Annotated in this window: 19 protein-coding genes; 10 read left to right on the plus strand and 9 right to left on the minus strand. The window is 64.3% G+C overall.

Annotated elements, in window-relative coordinates; all coding sequences use genetic code 11:
- Positions 1–14: 14 nt before the first annotated feature.
- The 4 genes from OKW28_RS04965 to OKW28_RS04980 form a co-directional block, all read right to left on the minus strand.
- Positions 15–1505 (minus strand): MFS transporter, encoded by a 1491-nt coding sequence (locus OKW28_RS04965; RefSeq protein WP_429444030.1) that lies wholly within the window; start codon positions 1503–1505, stop codon positions 15–17.
- A gap of 134 nt (positions 1506–1639) precedes the next feature.
- Complete coding sequence (locus tag OKW28_RS04970; RefSeq protein WP_429444031.1) at positions 1640–3595, minus strand: aconitase family protein; 1956 nt, start codon at positions 3593–3595, stop codon at positions 1640–1642.
- Positions 3596–3728: 133 nt separating this feature from the next.
- Complete coding sequence (locus tag OKW28_RS04975; protein ID WP_429444032.1) at positions 3729–4631, minus strand: LysR family transcriptional regulator; 903 nt, start codon at positions 4629–4631, stop codon at positions 3729–3731.
- Between the two features lie 104 nt (positions 4632–4735).
- Positions 4736–5464, minus strand: coding sequence for a 2OG-Fe(II) oxygenase (locus tag OKW28_RS04980; protein ID WP_184025551.1), 729 nt, complete (start codon positions 5462–5464; stop codon positions 4736–4738).
- Positions 5465–5677: 213 nt separating this feature from the next.
- Here OKW28_RS04980 and OKW28_RS04985 point away from each other — a divergent pair, with 213 nt between their 5' ends.
- Together OKW28_RS04985 and OKW28_RS04990 are read left to right on the plus strand one after the other, a co-directional pair.
- A complete protein-coding gene (locus OKW28_RS04985; protein ID WP_429444033.1) occupies positions 5678–6325 on the plus strand; it encodes a DsbA family oxidoreductase in 648 nt (215 codons plus the stop codon).
- Between the two features lie 110 nt (positions 6326–6435).
- Positions 6436–6837 (plus strand): CPBP family glutamic-type intramembrane protease, encoded by a 402-nt coding sequence (locus OKW28_RS04990; RefSeq protein ID WP_429444034.1) that lies wholly within the window; start codon positions 6436–6438, stop codon positions 6835–6837.
- An 87-nt stretch (positions 6838–6924) separates the two neighbouring features.
- Here OKW28_RS04990 and OKW28_RS04995 read toward each other — a convergent pair whose 3' ends face one another.
- On the minus strand, positions 6925–7245 hold the full coding sequence (locus tag OKW28_RS04995; protein WP_429444035.1) for a pyrimidine/purine nucleoside phosphorylase: 321 nt from the start codon (positions 7243–7245) through the stop codon (positions 6925–6927).
- A 233-nt stretch (positions 7246–7478) separates the two neighbouring features.
- Between OKW28_RS04995 and OKW28_RS05000 the strand changes: the two genes are divergently transcribed.
- The gene (locus tag OKW28_RS05000; protein ID WP_429444036.1) at positions 7479–8018 is read left to right on the plus strand and encodes a cysteine hydrolase family protein; all 540 of its coding nucleotides are present in this window, start codon (positions 7479–7481) and stop codon (positions 8016–8018) included.
- A 55-nt stretch (positions 8019–8073) separates the two neighbouring features.
- Entirely contained in the window at positions 8074–8460 is a 387-nt protein-coding gene (locus tag OKW28_RS05005) for a BON domain-containing protein (protein ID WP_429444037.1), read from the plus strand.
- A 142-nt stretch (positions 8461–8602) separates the two neighbouring features.
- Here OKW28_RS05005 and OKW28_RS05010 read toward each other — a convergent pair whose 3' ends face one another.
- Positions 8603–9379, minus strand: coding sequence for a hypothetical protein (locus tag OKW28_RS05010; protein WP_187617359.1), 777 nt, complete (start codon positions 9377–9379; stop codon positions 8603–8605).
- Positions 9380–9897: 518 nt separating this feature from the next.
- On the opposite strand from OKW28_RS05010, the gene OKW28_RS05015 reads away from it, so the two are divergent.
- The 4 genes from OKW28_RS05015 to OKW28_RS05030 all read left to right on the plus strand — a co-directional run bounded on the left by OKW28_RS05015 (position 9898) and on the right by OKW28_RS05030 (position 14429).
- Positions 9898–11088 carry an L-dopachrome tautomerase-related protein gene (locus OKW28_RS05015; RefSeq protein ID WP_429444038.1) on the plus strand — a complete coding sequence of 397 codons (1191 nt, stop codon included), beginning with the start codon at positions 9898–9900 and terminating at the stop codon, positions 11086–11088.
- Between the two features lie 211 nt (positions 11089–11299).
- Positions 11300–12505, plus strand: coding sequence for a paraquat-inducible protein A (locus tag OKW28_RS05020; protein WP_429444039.1), 1206 nt, complete (start codon positions 11300–11302; stop codon positions 12503–12505).
- Positions 12502–13797 (plus strand): MlaD family protein, encoded by a 1296-nt coding sequence (locus OKW28_RS05025; RefSeq protein ID WP_429444040.1) that lies wholly within the window; start codon positions 12502–12504, stop codon positions 13795–13797. Before OKW28_RS05020 ends, OKW28_RS05025 begins: the two co-directional genes overlap by 4 nt.
- Complete coding sequence (locus OKW28_RS05030; protein ID WP_429444041.1) at positions 13794–14429, plus strand: PqiC family protein; 636 nt, start codon at positions 13794–13796, stop codon at positions 14427–14429. Before OKW28_RS05025 ends, OKW28_RS05030 begins: the two co-directional genes overlap by 4 nt.
- Positions 14430–14459: 30 nt before the next feature.
- Here OKW28_RS05030 and OKW28_RS05035 read toward each other — a convergent pair whose 3' ends face one another.
- From OKW28_RS05035 to OKW28_RS05045, 3 genes are all read right to left on the minus strand, one after another.
- Positions 14460–15452 carry a bifunctional helix-turn-helix transcriptional regulator/GNAT family N-acetyltransferase gene (locus OKW28_RS05035; RefSeq protein WP_429446852.1) on the minus strand — a complete coding sequence of 331 codons (993 nt, stop codon included), beginning with the start codon at positions 15450–15452 and terminating at the stop codon, positions 14460–14462.
- 281 nt (positions 15453–15733) lie between these two features.
- Entirely contained in the window at positions 15734–16093 is a 360-nt protein-coding gene (locus tag OKW28_RS05040) for a protocatechuate 3,4-dioxygenase (protein WP_090806862.1), read from the minus strand.
- The gene (locus tag OKW28_RS05045; protein ID WP_429444042.1) at positions 16093–16935 is read right to left on the minus strand and encodes a gallate dioxygenase; all 843 of its coding nucleotides are present in this window, start codon (positions 16933–16935) and stop codon (positions 16093–16095) included. The genes OKW28_RS05040 and OKW28_RS05045 overlap by 1 nt, the downstream gene beginning before the upstream one ends.
- A 390-nt stretch (positions 16936–17325) precedes the next feature.
- On the opposite strand from OKW28_RS05045, the gene OKW28_RS05050 reads away from it, so the two are divergent.
- Entirely contained in the window at positions 17326–18027 is a 702-nt protein-coding gene (locus OKW28_RS05050; RefSeq protein WP_429291528.1) for a GntR family transcriptional regulator, read from the plus strand.
- Complete coding sequence (locus OKW28_RS05055) at positions 18024–19331, plus strand: LysR family transcriptional regulator (protein ID WP_429444043.1); 1308 nt, start codon at positions 18024–18026, stop codon at positions 19329–19331. Before OKW28_RS05050 ends, OKW28_RS05055 begins: the two co-directional genes overlap by 4 nt.
- The last annotated feature ends 3 nt before the right edge of the window (positions 19332–19334 follow it).

Below are 19334 nucleotides of genomic sequence, written 5' to 3' on the forward strand. Positions count from 1 at the left end.
ACAGCCGGCCTTCGCTATGCGGATATCTTCTCGAGTTCGAGCCCTTTCGTCTTCGGCCCCATCAAGCCAATCGCCAGCATCACGATCAGCATCGCGCCCGCGATGAACACGAACACGCCGGTCGTGCCGAAGTAGCGCAACACGGCCGCGATCAGAAAGGCCGTGAAAATCGCGGAAAAGCGGCTCCACGAGTAGACGAAGCCGACCGCGCGCGCCCGGATGCTGGTCGGAAACAGTTCGGCCTGGTACGCGTGATAACTGTACGAAATGGTGTTGCCGGCCAGCGTCAGGCACACTCCGAGGCTCACGAGAAGCACCGCACCCGATACCTGACTGAACCACAACCCGCACACGATATTGACGCCGGCCATCACGACGATCACCGTCTTGCGCTCGAAGCGATCGCCGATAAACAGCCCGATGATCGGACCGAGCGGCGCGGCCAATGCGATCACGCTCGAATACATCAGGCTCGTCGTGATCGTGATGCCCTGCTTGATCAGCAGCGTCGGCACCCAGTTCGCGAAGCCATAGAAGCCGACCGTCTGGAAGACGTTGAAGATCGTCATCATCAGCGTGCGGCTGCGGTACGGCGGTACCCACATGTCGCGGAAGCTGCCGCGCGGTGGGATCGTCACCGGCGGCGCCGGCGGCGGCAACTCGCGGCCATATTCGTGACGTACCTTCGCCTCGAGCGCGTTCATCACGCGGTCGGCTTCGGCGAGACGTCCTTGCTGCGCGAGCCAACGCGGGCTTTCCGGCAACGCGCGGCGAATCCACCAGACGAATAGCGCGCCATGCGCGCCGATCAGCACGACCCAGCGCCAGCCGTCCAGACCGAACAGCGTGCGCGGCACCAGCAGAAACGATAGAAACGCGACCACCGGCACGGCCGTGAAGCCGACCGCCTGCTCGCACGCGAACGCGCGGCCGCGGATCTGTTTCGGCACCAGCTCGGAGATGTACGTGCCGATCGTCACCAGTTCGACGCCGATGCCGACACCGGCGACGAAGCGCCAGAAATTAAGGCCCGTCGCGGTCTCCTGAAACGCCATCACGACGTTCGCCGCGGTGTACCACAGCAGCGACCAGGTGAACACCGCGCGCCGCCCGAAGCGATCCGCGAGGAAACCGCACGCGATCGTGCCGATAAACAGGCCGCCAAACAGCGCGGCGATGAAACTCGCGACGCCGGTCGAGCCGAACAGGCCATGCGTGGTCGCGGTCAACATGCCGCTTTTCACGAGGCCCGGCGCGATATAGCCGGAGTACAGCAGGTCGTAGAGTTCGAAGAAGAAGCCGAGGCTCAGCAGCACCACCAGCTTCCAGACGGAGCGCGTGGCGGGCAAGCGGTCGAGGCGCGCCGAAATGCTGCCGGCGTCGAGCGATGCGTGGCCCGCCACCTGCGCGGGCGTGCTGCGGGCGGCGCTGCCGGTCGCGTCAGTGGAATGCGCCACGGTACCGCCGCTGCGCGCGACGGACCCCGCGGGATCGGGGAATGCCATGTTGTCTGTCTCCTTCTGTTGCGACTGCTTTTACGGCAGGGCTGATCGCTTACCGCGGCCGGTTCGATGCCGGCCTTGCGTCTTGTCGCGCGTCGCACGCGCCACGATGGGTCGACCGGAGTCCGGCCAGCATTCTAGCCGTGCCCGCGTTGCAATTGTTCGAACGTGGTGATTTTCCCGGCCAGCGCGCTCGCCGCGACCGTGTACGGGCTCGCGAGCCAGACGTCGCCTGGTCCCGAACGGCCGGGGAAATTGCGGTTGATCGCGCTGATCGTCACGTCGTTCGGGTTGGCCGATTGCCCCGGTCCGCAGTTTGCGCACGAGCCGCAGCCAGGCATCACGAGCGTCACGCCCGCGCGCTCGAACACCGACAGATAGCCCTGCTCCTCGCAATACGCGCGCACCGCCATCGTGCCGAATTGCAGATACAAACGCGTGCGCTCGGGCACCCGTAGGCCGTGCTCGACGCCCCAGCGCAGCACCTCGTGATAGAAATCGAAGTCCTCGCGCTTGCCCGCGGTGCACGAGCCGCCGTACGCGATATCGATCGCGACGTCCTGTTCGAGCCGCGGCGCCGGCACGCCATTGCCGGGGTCGCCCGGACGCGCGAGCATCGGTTCGATCGCGTTCGCATCGATATGGATCGTGTCGCGATAGGTCGCGTCCGCGTCGCTTTTCATCCAGCCTTCCAGCACGAAATCGACGCCGCGCCGCTCCTTCAGGAACGCGACCGTGCGCTCGTCCGGTTCGACGATGCCGGTAAAGCCGCCGAGTTCTGCGACCATGTTGGTCAGCGTCGCACGTTCGTCGATCGACATCGCGCGCACCGCCGCGCCGCCGTATTCGAACACGAGGCCGATCGCGCCGCCCGAGCGAATCGCCTCCATCCGCAGCAGATGCAGCACGACGTCCTTCGCGCTCACGCCGTCGCGCAACTGGCCGTCGATCTCGATGCGCAGCGTCTCCGGCACTTTGCAGCGCACGTAGCCCGTGACCCAGCTATTGGCGATTTCGGTCGCGCCCGCGCCAAATGCGAGGCAGCCGAGCGCGCCCGAATGCGGCGTGTGCGAATCGGTACCGCATGCTACCTGGCCCGGCAGCGCGTATTGCTCGGCCATCAACGCATGACAGATGCCCTCGGAGCCGGGCACACCATCGAGCGCGCCGTGCGAGCGCACCGGGTAGCCGCGCGAAAACGACGTGTGGCCTTCCATCAGATTCGCGACGCCCGGCAACAGACCGTCGCGCACGTGAGGGATGCTCTGCGGCGCGAGCACCAGATGATCCTGGAACGCGATGATGTGATCCGGCGCATGCAGCGGCGCGGGCTTGCCGAACGCCCGATGCATCAGATGCGCGCACATGCCGGTGAAATAGTCGTGGCTGAAGCGCCAGTCGGCGGCGATGAACACGCCGTCGCCGCGCTGCGCGCTCGCGGTGCCCGGATGCAGATGACGGTCGATGATCTTCTCGACCAGCGTTTTCGGCTCGGCGCCCGGCGCCTCGTTCGGGGCATCGCTCGCGCGGCCGCCCGGCGCTGGCCACTCCGCGAACCGGCTATACGCGAGCAGCCCGCCGCTGCGGATGATCTGCTGCGTGAGCGAGTCGCGGCCTTTCAGGAATTCGTCGATCGGCACCGCAACGCCTGCAAGCAGGCGATCGAGCACGGAAAAATCGGTCGTGGTCAGAATGCCGATGTTGTCGCAGTTCTGCTGATAGATACGCTCGAAGCTCTCGGCAACGATCAGGCGAATACCTGCGGACAACTCCGCGAGCGGGCTCGATTCGCGCGACGAGCCCTTGCCGTAGCGCTTGCCGGCCACCGTCACGCGAAAGCCGCCGTCCTTCACCGCATTGCGGCCGATCGGCAGACGCTCGCCGGCCTTGAAGCCGACGTACGGGTACTGGCCGAGGCGCTCGTCGTAGGTGAGCATTACGGTGACGGGCGTGATCTCGTCCGTCGACACGTTGTCGCGCAACGGCCCCGCCGTGTCGCGAGTGAAGTTTTCGCCGGCCAGTTGCGCCTCGATCACGGCCGGGTCTTGCGACAGGTACAGCACGCGGCCGTCCAAACGAATCGTATCGCTCATCACTGCATTCTCCTTGCGCTCACTATACGGCGCGCAAGGCGGATGCCGAAGTGCCGGTGCGGCAACGCTGCCGTCTCGTTTCGCGAATGCTCGATGGCGGAGCCGCGGCGCGGAGTGCGGGTGGTGGAATCGTCTAAGGCGGGTTGCCGAGGAACGACACCAGCGCGGCCGCGCTCGCGCTCAACTGCTCGCGCGCCTTGAAGATGATGATCAGATGACGCTCCGCCCAGGCATCGGCAAGCGGCAGCAGCCGCACGTCGAGCGTGTTCACGTAGAGCAGGCCGACCGGCTCGGGCACGATCGCGATACCGAGCCCCGCATGCACCATCCGGCACAGCGCATCGAGACTGCTCACGCGCATCCGCACGTCGAGCTGCCGCCCCGCGCTTGCCGCCTGCTGCGTGAGCAAACGCGTGAGCGCGCTTTCGCTGCGCAAGCCGACGAAGCTGTCGTGCAACAGATCGTCGAAGTTCACCCGCGCCGCGCTGGCGAGCCGATGCCCACCCGGCACGAGCACCGCGAGCCGGTCCTGCCGGTACGGCACCTGCTCGAACGCCTCGCTGCCAGCAACCGGATTACAGATGCCGAAGTCCGCGCCGTGTTCGTCGACGATACGCAGCACGTCCGCGCTGTTTTCTTCTTCGAGTTCGATCGATACATCCGGGAACGCGCGGCCGAACGCGGCCACGTCTTCAGGCAGAAACTGCACGATCGACGACAGATTCGCGACCACCTTCACGCGCCCTTTGACGCCTGTCGAAAAGCGCGACAACTCCGCGCTCATCCGCTCGATATTGCCGATGATCGCGAGCGCGTAGCGCAGCACGGTCTCGCCGACCGGCGTCACGGTAATGCCGCGCGACTGCCGCTGAATCACCGGCAGGCCGATCAGCGCCTCGATCTCGGCGATGCGCCGGCTCACCGCCGACGACGCGATGAACTCGCGCTCCGCCGCGCGCGCGATATTGCGCTCCTGGCAAACGGCGACGAACAGACGCAGCGAAGTCAGATCGAGTTTCTTGAGCAGGTTTTCCATGGGACGAGGCGACGGATCTTACGACAATGGCGGCAGATCGCTGGAATCGTGGTCGTTATCGTCTCACGGCACGCGGTGTTGCGCCATTGCGCCGACGGCGGTCCTCACAGCGCATCATGAAAGATGATGCCGACCGTATGCCGATGTCCCGAGCGCAGGCGGCTCACGCCGTGCCGCAGATTCACGCGATACGGCCCGCGCGTACCCTGCACGGGCCGGCTGTTCACGGTGAACACGACCGCGTCGCCCTTCGCGAGCGGCACGACTTCGGCACGCGACTGCATGCGCGGACGCTGCTCGGTCATCACGAACTCGCCGCCTGTGAAGTCGCGCCCCGGCTCCGACAGCAGTACCGCAACCTGCAGCGGGAACACGTGTTCGCCGTACAGATCCTGATGCAGGCAGTTGAAATCGCCCTCGCCGTATTGCAGGATCAGCGGCGTCGGACGCACCTGGCCGGCGTCATGGCAGCGTCGAATGAAATCCGCATGTTTCGGCGGATAGCGCACGTCGATGCCCATCGCCATGTTCCAGCGGTTCGCGACCGGCACGAGGTGCGGATAAAGGGCACCGCGCAAGCCGCCGACGAGCGACGGCAGCGGATACGCAAAGTACTTGTATTCGCCGCGACCGAAGCCGTGGCGCGCCATGACGACGCGGCTGCGATAAAGCGCGTCGCGTGTATAGAGCGCGCTCAGCGCGTCGCATTCGCGCGGCGTCAACAGTTGCGGCACGGCGGCGCAGCCGTACTGATCGAGATCGTGCTCGATCCGCGGCCAGTCGAGTGCGTCGGCGCGTTGGTCGATCGTTTGGGTGGGAGCGATTGCGTTCATCGTCGATGAGTGGGCGGCGCGGGCTCGTCGCCCGCGCCATCAAAGTAGGTAGCTCGATGAGCTTAGTGTACGAGTGTGGTGGCGGGAAAACACTCCGGGTCTTGCGGTCAAATTCAGCCGCACTGCACGGACGCACGATTCACGCTACGCTGTCGGTATCGTTGCGGCCGCATTTGCCGCCGCCGCATCGCACTTCATTCCGCCAGGACAACCATGAAACAGCAGCTCACCATCGATTTTGTTTCCGACATCGCCTGCCCGTGGTGCGCGATCGGCCTGTCGTCGCTGCAGTTCGCGCTCGCGCGGCTTCAGGACAAAATCGACGCGCGCATCGTCGTGCATCCATTCGAACTGAATCCGCAGATGGGACCGGACGGCGAAGACATCGTCGAGTATCTCGGCAAGAAATACGGCCGCACGGCCGCGCAGATTGCCGAAACGCAGGCGATGATCCGCGAACGCGGCGCGAGCGTCGGCTTCGATTTCGGACCGCGCACCCGCACCTACAACACGTTCGACGCGCACCGCCTGCTGCATTGGGCCGGCCTGAAGGGCCACCAGTTACCGCTGAAGCTCGCGCTATTGCGCGCGTATCATGCCGACGGCAAGAATCCGGGCAATCATGACGTGCTGGTCGAAGCGGCCCGGTCGGTAGGACTCGACGCCGACGAAGCGCGCGACGTGCTGACGAGCGGCGCGTATGCCGATGAAGTGCGCGAAGCGGAAAAGAACAATCAGGAAATGGGCATTCAATCGGTGCCGTCGATCATTTTCAACCGCCGCTATCTGGTGACCGGCGGCCAGCCGGTCGAGCAATTCGTGCAGGTGATCGAGGAGATCATGGCGAAAGAGACAGCGTAAGATCCGGCCAATTGCTAACGGAGCCCATCTTGCACGCGCTGACGGTTTTAACGAAAAGAAGCTGGAACGAGGTGCCCCGATGGGGGCTGATAATCGGCGGCGCGGCAATCATGTTTTTCGGGCAGGTCGCGCTGATATTTGCTCAATACGCGCTGTGGGGCCCGCCGGCGCCGCATAAAAACCCGCTCGCCGATAAACCGATTCCGGTTCAGCTGTTCTTTATCACCATTCTGATGCCGTTCCTGGAGACGATCGTCGGGCAATGGTTGCCCATTCGGCTCATCAACGGCGTCTTTCGTTCGTCGTGGCGGGTTGCCGCGGCGGCGTCGATCGCGCTGTTCACGCTGATGCACGGCTATGTCGATCGTGCGGTCGCGACGATTCTGTTGGGCGCGGTGGTGCTGGCGGCGGTGTTCATCGTCGAAGCGAAGCGTAATGGACGGCCCATTCTGAGCACCTGGCTCACGCATGCACTCGCGAATGCTTGCGTGTTGTCTCTTCAACACATCTGAGCCAAGATAGCCTGGGTCCATTGTCCAAGCCGTCCCGGCTGCTTGCAGCAGGTCTTTCTTATCCCACTGCACGCGCCTTAAAGCCGCTTACAGATAGCTGCAAACGTAGTCCAGCGTTTCAACCACATCGATATCGAAGCGGCTCTTGCCAGGCACCGAGAACGATTCGCCCGCGCCATAGGTCTTCCACTCATCGCTGCCGTCGAGACGGATGCGGCATTTGCCCGCCTGCACTTCCATCAGCTCCGGCGCGTCGGTGCCGAAGTTCCGCGTGCCGGGCAGGATCACGCCGAGCGTCTTGCGCGTGCCGTCGGTGAACAGCACGGTGTGCGACACGCACTTGCCGTCGAAGTACACGTTGGCTCGTTTGACAACAGAAACCTGGTCGAATTGCGTTGCAGCCGTCATGGCGGTCTTCCTCTGGATCATCTTGAAGGGATGCGTTGCGGCCCGGTGGGCGCGGCAGACGGCGCGCGATCCGCGCAAGCCGCCCGCGCAGGGCGCCCTGCCGGGCGCGAGCCCGCCATCATACATGCCTATTGATGGCGGCAATACGGTAAAGTCTGCCAGAATCATATCGACACCCACACAGACTCATTCGACCCATGCGCTCTCCCGCTCCTTCCGCCGGCGCCGTATTGTTGTTGATCGATCTGCAACGCGCGATCGATCATCCGAGCTGGGGCGAGCGCAACAATCCCGCAGCCGAGACGCAGGTGACCCGCTTGCTCGCGCATTGGCGTAGCCGAGGCTGGCCGGTGTGGCATGTGCGGCACGACTCGACGGAGCCTGGGTCGCACTATCGGCCGGGTCAGGCGGGACACGAATTCAAGGCGTCGAACGTGCCGTTGCCCGACGAACCGGTGATTGCGAAACGCACGAATAACGCGTTCATCGGCACGGGACTCGAGGACCGCCTGCGCGCCGCCGGCCACACGACGCTGGTCGTGGCGGGTGTCATCACCAACAACTCGGTCGAGGCCACGGTGCGGATGGCCGGCAACCTCGGTTTCGATACGTATCTCGTGGCCGACGGCTGTTTCACTTTTGCACGGACCGACTGGCACGGAACGCCGCGCAGCGCCGACGACATTCATGCGATGTCACTGGCCAATCTCGATCACGAGTACTGCACGGTCCTCACGACGGACGCGCTATTGGGCAACGGGCAACCGCAATAGTCGCAACGTCGATCTGCCGCGCGGCGAGCGACAATCAGGTGGTACAGGAGGACTTGTGAGAAAAGACAGCGCGAGCACCCTTATTGGCGCCATTGCCGCGGCAGCGATTGCGATCGGCACTGCGACCTGTGCGAATGCGCAAACCAGTGGTGGCATGCCGAACGATGCTTCCGCGCAAAGCCAATCCATCGCGGCATCGCCGGCTCGCAACAGACCCGATAGCGAGCTCGCGCGCGACGTGCGGCGCGCGCTCGCACGCGCACCGAACCTGCATTCAACGTCGATTCACGTGCAGGCGCGCCGCGGTATCGTGACGCTGACCGGTTGGGTACCGCAGCGCGCTCAGGTGCAACGCGCGAGCAGTGTCGCGAGATCGGTGCGCGGAGTCAGACAGGTGAATAACCATTTGAATGTGCGCACGAGAGGTGCCAGCGGTCACTAGCGCGAAACGAATAAAAGAAAGTACTCAGCCCGACACGAATGCGCCGGGCTGAGTACTTTCTATCAACCAATCAATCGATGCGTGCGAGTATTCGCCGCGGCGCTCCATTGTTGCGCAACGCCGCCAGGACTCGCGCAATACCTCAACGCCACATACGATAGCTGTAGACCGGCGCGCGATACGCATACACGCGCGGCTGCGCCCAATAGACCGGCGGACGATAAACCTGATAAGCGACAGGCGCGGCCGGTTGAACCACCGTTTCCACGACCTGCGGCATTTCATCGTATTGCGCCTGCGGATAAACCGGCACGTACTGCACGGGCGGCTGAGGATAGTCCTGCCGCACGTATACCGGCTGGTTGTCGTAGACCGGCTGCATCTGCGCGTAGGCCGGCGCCTGCTGGTATTGCATTGGCGGCGGCGCGTATTGCGGCTGCTGGTACACCTGCTGATATTGCTGTTGCGGCGGCGGTTGCGGCACCTGACGCTGCGCGTATTGGACCGGCCGCGGCTTCTGAGGCTGCGGCGGAATACTCGTGTACTTCGAGTTATCGTCTTCGGGAACGCCCGGCGGCAGCGGCGGCACGTCGACCCGCGCGACGTCGGTCCTGGCGGGTTGCCGCTGACCGTGATTGTGCGAGTCGATCATTGCCTGGTAATCGGCCTGATCCTGCTTGCCGCGGTTGATATAGCCATTGCGATACGCGCGGGCCACGTCCGACATCTTCGCATTCGGATCTTCTTTCATGCCGTCCGCATTGACCTTGTACTCGTTCGGACTGAGCGAGCCGGCCGGCACCTCGTCGTCGGACGCATACGCCGCTTCGGGCCCGTCGGCCCACGCTGGATAACACTGCAGCGTTAGCACCGAAGCGACCGTCGTCACCCCGAGCCCCCAAAGCGTCCTTGTTCTCATGATCCACCTCGCGGCCGATTAAGAGTGTTGAAAGCCGAAATTTTTACTTGCAGGTGTGGCTATTTGTCTGCGCGTGCAATTGTTATTTTTTAACACATTCCTTTGACGTCGGCATTATTTTTTCTTTGCAAATGAGCGGTGTAGCGCACGAGTGACACGGCGGGTCCAAAGGCGAGTCAGGAGAAACCCTGAGAGTCAGAGTTGCCGAAATGGACCGTTTGGTACGGCGGCTCCGCACGCCGCCGCGGAGCGATTCTTTTCGCCCTGAATGACGTAGTAGCAACGCGGCCTTTTAGCGCGCCATGTCGTATCAAGCGCCACGCGACAACTCGGCTTTCCCTATTGCGCGCACTACCGTTCTCCGCTCGCGCGAAAGTCAAACAATTCGCATAAAGGACGGTCCGCAATTCACGTTGAATACCTTCCGAAAGATTCGCGGATTACGATTCACTTTATCTTTGCACGCGGCATTCGCTTTACTGAAGACGGACATTTCCATCCTGTCCCGGAGACAGCCCATGAAAGACACCGCCACGCCAACCGCCGCGGATCGGGTTCCACTGACCGCCGCGCCTGCATCGAGCGCCGGTGACGACGGCTCGCTGCCGCATCTGCGCGAGATTGCGTCGTTCGGACACCAGGTGACCGGCGTCGCCGTCGCCGCGGATGGACGCATCTTCGTCAACTTCCCGCGCTGGACAGAAGACGCGCCGATCTCCGTCGGCGTACTCACGCCCGATGGCGACGTCCGTCCTTATCCCGACGATCGATGGAACGGCTGGCGCAATGCCAGGCGTGACGAGTTGAACCCGCAGGATCGCTGGGTCTGCGTGCAGGCGATGCTGTGCGATTCGCAAAACAACCTGTGGGTACTCGACCCCGGCGCGCCGGCCCAGGCGTTCGTCGTGCCGGGTGCCCCTAAACTGGTCCGCATCGATCTTGCGACGGATAGCGTCGCCGGCTGCATTGCGTTCACGCTCGAAATCGCGCCTCAGGGCAGCTATCTGAACGACGTGCGCATCAGTCCCGACGGCCGTTTCGCCTACATCACGGACTCTGGAACACGCGGCGCGATCGTGGTGGTCGATCTCGGCACCGGTCAAGCGTGCCGCGTGCTCGACGGGCATCCGTCGACGCAAACGGATCCGGGCGTCACGGTCCATGCAGGCGGCGCACCATTGCGGCGTCCCGATGGACGCGGCGTCGAATTTGCGGCCGACGGCATCGCGCTCACTCGCGATGGACTGTATCTGTACTGGCAGGCGGTGAAGGGCAAAACGCTTTACCGCGTACCCACCGAAGCGCTTCGCGATACCACGCTCGCGACCGATGAAGTCGGCAACCGAGTCGAGAAAGTGCTCGAGCATCGCCCCGCCGACGGCCTGCACATCGACCGGACGGGACGCCTGCTGATTACCGCGGTCGAAGAACATGCGGTGAAGGTATGGGACGGCGCGACATTGACGACGTTGCTGCACGAGCCCGGCCTGCGATGGCCGGATACGTTCGCGGAAGGGCCGGACGGCACGATCTACCTGACCGATTCACGCATTCCCGAGATGAACTGGTTCAAGCCGGGCCATCCCGACGCGCTGTCTTCGAGGTTGCTGATCATTGCCGACGCCGCTCCGTCAGCGGCGCCGGACACCAAACCGGGCACGCCGCCCGGCTCGCAAAGCGAAGCGGATCGGAACCGCTCACCCGACTGACGCCACACCGCGGCCGCCGTTCGTCCGTGCGGCCCGGCGCGCCGAGGCCGGCCGGGAACGCGCCATGCTGGTGGAGGACAAGAGCTGGCGCGCCAGCGCGTCTGCCGTACATGCACGCGCCAAACGGCGCCAGGGGTCGAGTGATGATCGGCGAAACCTCATTCGCAACGCACTGCCCGCCTGAAAACGGACAGCCGATGGAGAACGTCGCATGACGATCGGCTGCCCCGAATGCGGCGCGCTCGAAGACATCCCGCCGCTCACCGCACATACCTACGTGCGTTGCCGCGCCTGTCACTTTCCGCTCGAGCGGCGTAGCGGCCGAAGCCAGACCGCGGCGCTCGCCTGCGCGAGCGCGACCTTCGTATTGCTGTTTCCGGCCAACCTCGCGCCCCTGATGTATGTCCATATGCTCGGCGTCGAGCGCTCATCACTGCTGTCGTCGGGAATCGTGGAGATGTGGAACGATGGCTGGTTCATTCTCGCGGTACTGCTCGGCACCTTCGGTATCGTGCTGCCATTCATCCGCTTTGGCGGCCTCGTGATCGTCCTCGTCGCGCTGCGGCTCGGCCGGCGTACCAGAGGAATCGGTGCGCTGTTTCGCTGGACCACCTCGCTCGATATCTGGACCATGCCCGATGTCTATCTGGTCGGCTGCTTCGTCGGTTACGCGCGCGTGACGCAGAATCTGACCGGCACGATCGCCCCCGGCGGCTACTGCTTCATCGCCGCGGCGCTGCTGTCGATGCTCACGCGCGCGTCGCTCGACCGGAGAACCGTGTGGCGCGCGATCGCCGCGGAAAACGAGTTGCCGGAACATGAAGCGCCGCTGTCCTGCACGGTTTGCGATCTGGTCGTGCCGATGTCGCAGGAGGGGCGCCCCTGCCCTCGCTGCGCACTGACGTTGCGCGCCCGCAAAACCGACGCCGTCGTGCGCGCGGCTGCGCTGTCGCTCGCCGCGCTCGTTCTGACGATTCCGGCCAACTTCTTTCCGATGACCACTTCGATGCAACTCGGGCGGCCCCAGTCGCACCGGATCATCGACGGCGTGTACCAGCTGTTTCACGCTGGCCTGTGGCCGATCGGCATTCTGATCATCTGTACGAGCATCGTCATTCCGGTGGCGAAAATTCTCGGCATGGCATGGTTCGTCGTCTCCGTTCGGCGCCGTTCGCGCCGGCATCTGCGGGTCAAGGCGCATCTGTACCGCCTGATCGACGAACTCGGCCGATGGTCGTACGTCGACGTGTTCACGATCGCCGCGTTCGTGCCGCTGATCCAGTTCGACGGCATCGCCACGGCCAGACCCGCCATCGGCGCCACCGCGTTCGCGCTGGTCGTGTTGCTGACGATGGCCGCTTCGCGCGCATTCGACCCGCGCCTGATGTGGGACGTCCACCCGCGGAGCAAGCGATGAGCGGCACGCGTCCCCGTCGTTCGCAGGCCCAGGTGCGGCGCAGCGCGTGGCCCGGCTGGATCTGGGCGGTGCCGATCGCAGCCTTCGCGATGGCCGGATGGCTCGGCGTTCGCGCGTTGATGCATCAGGGCGAGACGGTCACGGTGACCTTCGACAACGCGTACGGCATGAAGCCCGACGACACGATCGTCACGCTGCGCGGCGTGAAGGTCGGCGCCGTCTCGGAGATCACGCTCGCGCCCGATGGCCAACACGTGCAAGCCGAGCTCAAGATAGATCGCGCCGAAAAAAAGTATCTGCGCAGCGAGACCAGGTTTTTCCTGCGCGGCGCACACGTGGATCTCAACGATCCAGCGTCGTTCAAGGGAGTGCTGTCCGGCCCCGAGATCGTGATGGAGCCCGGGCCCGGCGAACCGGCATCGCGTTTCGACGGAGTCGATCGCCGCCCCGCGCTCGCGCCGGGGCACGGCCCGGTCGTCACCTATCTGGTGCGCTTCGACGGTGCGGTCGGCGACCTGAAGAGTGGTGCCGATGTGCAATTGCGCGGTTTCGACGTGGGCACCGTCACCAGCGTGCGCCTGAACTACGACGCACGCACGGGCGCGCTGAGCACCCCGGTGCAGATCGCGCTGAACCCGTCGCAGCTTGGCATCGTCGGCGCGCCGCCACCGGCCGACGGGGACTGGCGCCCGCTCGTCGACGGCATGCTCACCCGCCTCGTGGCCACCGGGTTGCGCGCGCGGTTGTCGCAAGACCCGCCGGTCGTCGGCGCGGCCAAGATCAACCTCGACTTCGTGCAAGGCGCGCCGGTGGCGACGCTCGCCAGCGAGGACGGCATGCCCGTCATTCCGAGTGTCGCCGCCGCGAATCTCGACACGACGATGGCCAAGGCCAACGAGGTGATCCAGAAAATCGACGATCTTCCGATCCGGCAAACCGGCGAACAGGTCCGCAGTATCGCCGCGCATATCAACGCGCTCAGTTCCTCGCCTCAGATCAAGGACAGCCTGACGCACATCGACCACTCGGTCGCGCAGATCGATCACACGTTGCAGCAGGTCTCGCCACAGATCGGTCCGCTCGTCGCGCAATTGCGCGAGACGGCGAACGCGGCCGATCGCACCGTTGCCGCGGCGAACCGTACGCTAGGCGGCGACGCGTCGAGCCAGAACGACCTGCCTGCCGCCATGCAGGAGCTGACCGACACCGCACGCTCGATTCGGGCACTGGCCGACTATCTCGACCGCCATCCGGAGGCGCTGATCCATGGCAGGCAGCAGGAGGCTCAATGATGACGAGGTCCACGTTCCCCGTCGGACGCGCCGTCGCGACATCGCTCGCGACGAGCGTCAGGACGGCGGCGTTTGTCGTAACCGTCGCGGCGATGACGCTCGCCGGATGCGGACACAGCATACCGACACGCTATGTGACGTTGAACCCGATGCCCGCCGACGCGCCGCCCGCCACGGCGCCGATCCCACCGATTCAACTGACCGCCGTGCATATTCCCGCGGTGCTCGATCGGCTCGAAGTCGTCACGCTGGCTTCGCAGAACCGGCTGACGATCGACGATAGCGACCGGTGGGGCGCACCGCTCGCTCAGATGATGCGCAAAACGCTTGCCCAGGACTTGCTCATGCGGCTGCCCGCCGGATCGTTCGTCGTTCCGGATGCACCCGCGCCGCCCGGCACGCGCACGCTGGTCGTCACCGTGCTGAATGCCACGGCCGACCCGAGCGGCACGCTGACGCTGCAAGCGGAGTGGACGCTGCTGGCCGGGCACTCGGATCAGGCGCCGCTGCGGCAGCAGGTGACGCTCGACTCCGCGATCAATGGACACGATGCGCTCGCGCAGGCGGCCGCGTTGAGCCGCGTTCTCGGCGAATTGGCCGACCGGATCGCGGCGTCGGTCCTCGCGCACTGACCGACGGCGTCGAGTTCGCTGCTGCGCCGATCACGCAGTACCGTTATCGCCTTTCCTTGCGGAAAGCCGGTTGAAACGCTGCTCGACCACGCGTGTTCCCCATTGCGTGCCTTCCGATTCTTCACTTAGCCGAAAGCCGAATGACTCGTACAGATGACGCGCCGCGTCGAGCCCCTTGAACGTCCATAGATAGGTTTCGTCGAACCGCTCGTCGACGAAGCGCATGGCATGCGACAGCAATTGCCGTCCAATCCCGGAGCCGCGCAAGGAATCGTCGACGATGAACCAACGCAAATGAGCGACAGCCGTGTCGTTATCCCCGTCGATCGCGACAGACGCGAGCGTGCGGCCGTTTTCGACGTATAGCCAAAGCCCTTTACCTTCGGCCGGCAATGCGCCCGCGAACTCCGCCAGCCCCGTCGCGACCTTCTTTTCGAAGAAGGCGCCGAAACCCCAGTGTTGCGCGTAATAGCGCCCGTGCAGACTCGCGATATCGCCGATGCAGCCGGCTTGGTAGCCTTCCACGATTCCCGCGGACCCCGCTTCCGTCGCGGCAAGCTTGCTGACGTCGCCTTGCGCGAGGGCGTCCGCGTACAGCGCGAGAGAACGGACCAGCGCCTGCTGGTCGGCGGGAACCATGCGCCGCAGCGCGCCGGACACGCGATCGGTCGCGAACCGGTCGATCTTTTTGCGCAACTTCTGACCTTCGGCCGTCAGGTACAGCTCGGAGGAACGGGCATCGTCTAAAGAGACCGTGCGCTCGACCAGTCCGCTCGCTTCAAGCTTTGCGATCTGCCGGCTCGTATTCGATTTGTCGAGCCGCAGGATGGTCGCCAGATCTTTCGCGCTGATGCCCGGCGACATGCCGATCTCGATCACCGCATGCACGGCCGATGGCGCCAGATCGCTGTCGGCGATGGTCGTGCGCATGAAACCAAGTTCGCGGACCAGCCGGCGGGAAAACTCGCGGAGTTCGAGAATCGTCGTGTCGCGGGGCTTGGCGGGGGCGTCGATCAGGTCCACGATGGGGCTCACATATCAGTTGCGTTGCGCAATCAATATAGTTGCGGCTCGCAACTTAAGCAAGAGCGAAGTGGCAGTCGCGATCGCTGCAACGCAGCATCCAGATGAAAAAAACCGGGCTCAACCGAACCCGGCTTTCTTTTCCGAACAACCTCGTCAATACCGCTGATTCTCCATCAACCGCTTGACGGTCAACGCCAACGGCACAGTAAAGAAGATATGCGACGTGAACCCGCCGATAATCACGGTCGAAGTAAGTCGGATGGTTTGGACTACGGCCTTTAAACGGCGTCGGGTACCTGACGAGTTTTCAGAAACGCTTCGAGCGTTTCGCCGCGCATGCTCGCGTACACGCCGAGATTGGTGATCTTCACCACACGCGCGAACTTCTCGAGCACGAAGAAAGACACTCCATAACGGATCAGACCGATCCAGTCGGTGTTGTCGACCAGCGTGCGTTCTTCCGGCGTCAGGCCGGCCGCATCGTATGAGGCGGTGCGGTTTTCGAGCCACAGCGCGCGCGCCGACGCTTCGCGCATCTGCCAGAAAAAGCGGTTCAGGCGCATCGCCTTCATGCTCTGGCGGATATCGAACGGATACGTGCCGGTCAGTTCTTCGACGCCAACCAGTTGCGGATTCATTACGCCACCTCTTCTTCGTAGATCGTCACGGCCATCGCGGTGCTGGTCGCCAGGTAGTAGTTGCGATGCAGCTCGCGGACCTTCTGGCCCAGCGCGCCGCGCATCGCGAGCCACATGATCGTCTCGACGCTTTCCGCGCCGCCGAGGCGCACGTAATCGACGTGCTTCATCGCGGCAAGACGCTCCGGATCGCTGACGATCAGGTCGAGGAATTCCATGTCCCATTCGGTGTTGTTGAAGCCGCTGCGTTCGCCATGCACCTGGTGCGACAGCCCGCCCGTGCCGACCACCACGACCTTCAGATCCTGCTCGAACGATTCGATCGCGCGACGCAGCGCCTGGCCGAGCCGGTAGCAGCGATTCGCGGTGGGCAGCGGATACTGCAGCACGTTGACTTCGAGCGGCACCAGCGACAGCGGCCAGCCGCCCTGATGCGCCAGCATCAGCGACAGCGGCGAACTGACGCCGTGATCGAGCGGGCGGTCCTGGAAGACGGTCAGATCGAATTCGTCGGCGACCAGTTGCTCGACGATATGGATCGCGAGATCCGGATGCCCGGCGATGTCGGGCAGCGGACGCTTGCCGGCGCCTTCATCGGCGAATTCGTGGTTGGGCGACACGCCGAGCGCGAACGTGGGATAGCAGTCGAAGAAGAAGCTGTTCGCGTGGTCGTTGTAGAACATCACCATCACGTCGGGCTTCTGCTCGGCCAGCCACTGCGCCACCGGTTCATAACCCTTGAACATCGGCGCCCATGCCGGTTCGTTCTGCTTGCCCTTGTCGTACGCCAACCCGATCGTGGGTACATGGGACGTGCCGATACCACCAATGATTCTTGCCATATTCGTTCTCTTCCGTCACTTCGTGCTGCTGCCAATCGGATAGGTCGCCAGGTTTACCGCGCTAGTCACCACGACCGTCTTGGGATACAAAGATAGAAATTGTGCCGCGACAGGGGAAGTACGGGTATACCTCAGACAGCGCCGGGTTGATGATTAAAAGCCGGTATTTGCGCGCCCGGAGCGCGGATGAAGCGCACCCCGACCCACGCCGCGCAGGGCTCCCTCGGTATCCCAAGCCCGTGAGGCAAGCCTTCCCCGACGCCTTGGCATCTCGTCACGCGATAAATAAAACAGATTGCCCGGAAAACAACTCGCAACGCACACTTCCAGGGCTTGGAGCGGTGCTGCACGCGTGGCTATACTGCGCTGCTTCCGACGAGCGACGAAACGATGAACGAGACCACCCAGCAAGCGATTGTGCAGACCTTACGCGAGAAGATTCTGTCGGGCGAACTGTCGCCCGGGCAGCGGCTCGTCGAAGCGCAGCTTGCGCAATGGCTCGGCGTGTCGCGCACGCCGCTGCGTTATGCGTTGAGCGTGCTGTCGTCGGAAGGCCTGCTCGATCGTTCGGGCTCGCGCGGTTACGTCGTGCGCCGCTTCAGCGTGCGCGACGTGCTCGACGCGATCGACGTGCGCGGCGTGCTCGAGGGACTCGCCGCGCGCTCGGTCGCCGAAAACGGCGTGAGCCCCGCGCTCGCCGCCGCGCTCGACGACTGCCTGCGTGAAGGCGACGCGATCTTCGAGCAAAAGCATCTGCAGCCAGGCGACGACGTGCGCTACGCGCAGATGAACGGCCGCTTTCACGCGCTGATCGTAGAAGCGGCGCAGAACCAGGCGGTCACGGCCGCGCTCAGTCTGAACGACAAGGTGCCGTTCGTGTCGCCGTTCACGATCGCGTTCGACGAATCCGCGCGCGAGCGTCAATTCATGATGTTGATGTACGCGCATCGCCAGCATCACGCGATCGTCGACGCGCTGAAAAAAGGCGAAGGCGCGCGCGTCGATGCCTTGATGAAGGAGCACACGCATATCTCGAAGGAAAGTCTGAATCTGTCGCTGCCGTCGTTGCATCTGATCGCGGGCGCGGCATGAGCAACGACACGCTTTCCGCCGCAACCAGCCAGGCGACCGCCAAAGCGCCGCTGTCGGTCAGCAGCAAGGACCTGCTCAATCTCGCGCAACTGCGCGCATTCCGGCTCGTCGCCGATATGGGCAGCGCGACGCGCGCGGCGGCCGCGTTGTTTCGCGCGCAGTCGGCGGTCACGCGCTCCGTGCAGGAGCTCGAGTCGGCGCTCGGCGAACCGCTGTTCGATCGCGGTCCTTCGGGCATGCTGCCCACTCCGGTCGGCCGCGCGGTGCTGCATCGCTGCGAGCGGATCTTCGCTGAACTCGAAGAACTCGCCCGATGGTGCACCACGCGACAGACGCGCCGCCGGCCCGTCGCGGAAGGCGCATTGCCCGCGTACCTGCTCAACACGCGGCGGTTGCAACTATTCGCGGCGCTCGCGCGGCATCGGCATATGCCGAGCGCGGCAAAAACCTTCGGCATCAGCCAGCCCGCGGTGAGTACCGCGATCCGGGTACTCGAAAGCGGCTCGGGACTGAGTCTGTTTCACCGCAGCCCGCGCGGCATTCTGCTGACGGCCGAGGGCGAGACGTTCCTGCTTCACGTACGTCGCGCGCTGAACGAACTGCGCCACGTCCCCGACGATATCGCCGCATTGCACGGCAAGATTCAGGGCTCGGTGACAGTCGGCGCGTTGCCGCTCGGGCGCACGCTGATCCTGCCGAAGGCGATCGCGCGAATGACCTCGGAGAATCCGGGCGTGCGCGTGGTCACCGACGAAAGCGCATACGAGACGCTCGTGGCCGGTCTGCGCGCGGGCGACATCGATTTCATTCTCGGCGCGCTGCGCGACAACGACGCGACGAGCGGCCTGAAAAACGAGCGGCTGATGTCGGAAGACATGGTGGTGCTGGTGCGCCGCGGTCATCCGCTGACTCACGCGCACGATCTGACCATCATGGGTCTGCGCGACGCGCAGTGGATTCTGCCGCGCAGCAACGCGCCGGCGCGTGCGCTGTTCGAAACGCAATTCAAGCGGATGAAGGTGAAGCCTCCTCTGCCGACCGTCGAGACCGCCGACCTCGCGGTGATTCGCGGCCTGCTGCTCGGTACCGACATGGCGGCGGCCTTGTCGGCGCAGCAGCTGCATCACGAGATTCAGTCCGGGCAACTGGTCGTGCTCGATGTGCCGCTGCACAACACGCGACGCGAGATCGGCCTGACGATGCGCGCGGCGGGCACGCCGTCACCGGCGGCGCGCGCATTGATCGACGCGATCCGGCTGTCGGTCGTCGATGTGACGCGCACCGTCAGTATCGGCGCGAACTGAGCG

It is taken from the genome of Paraburkholderia sp. 40 (assembly GCF_050434105.1).
Taxonomy (GTDB): Bacteria; Pseudomonadota; Gammaproteobacteria; order Burkholderiales; family Burkholderiaceae; genus Paraburkholderia; species Paraburkholderia tuberum.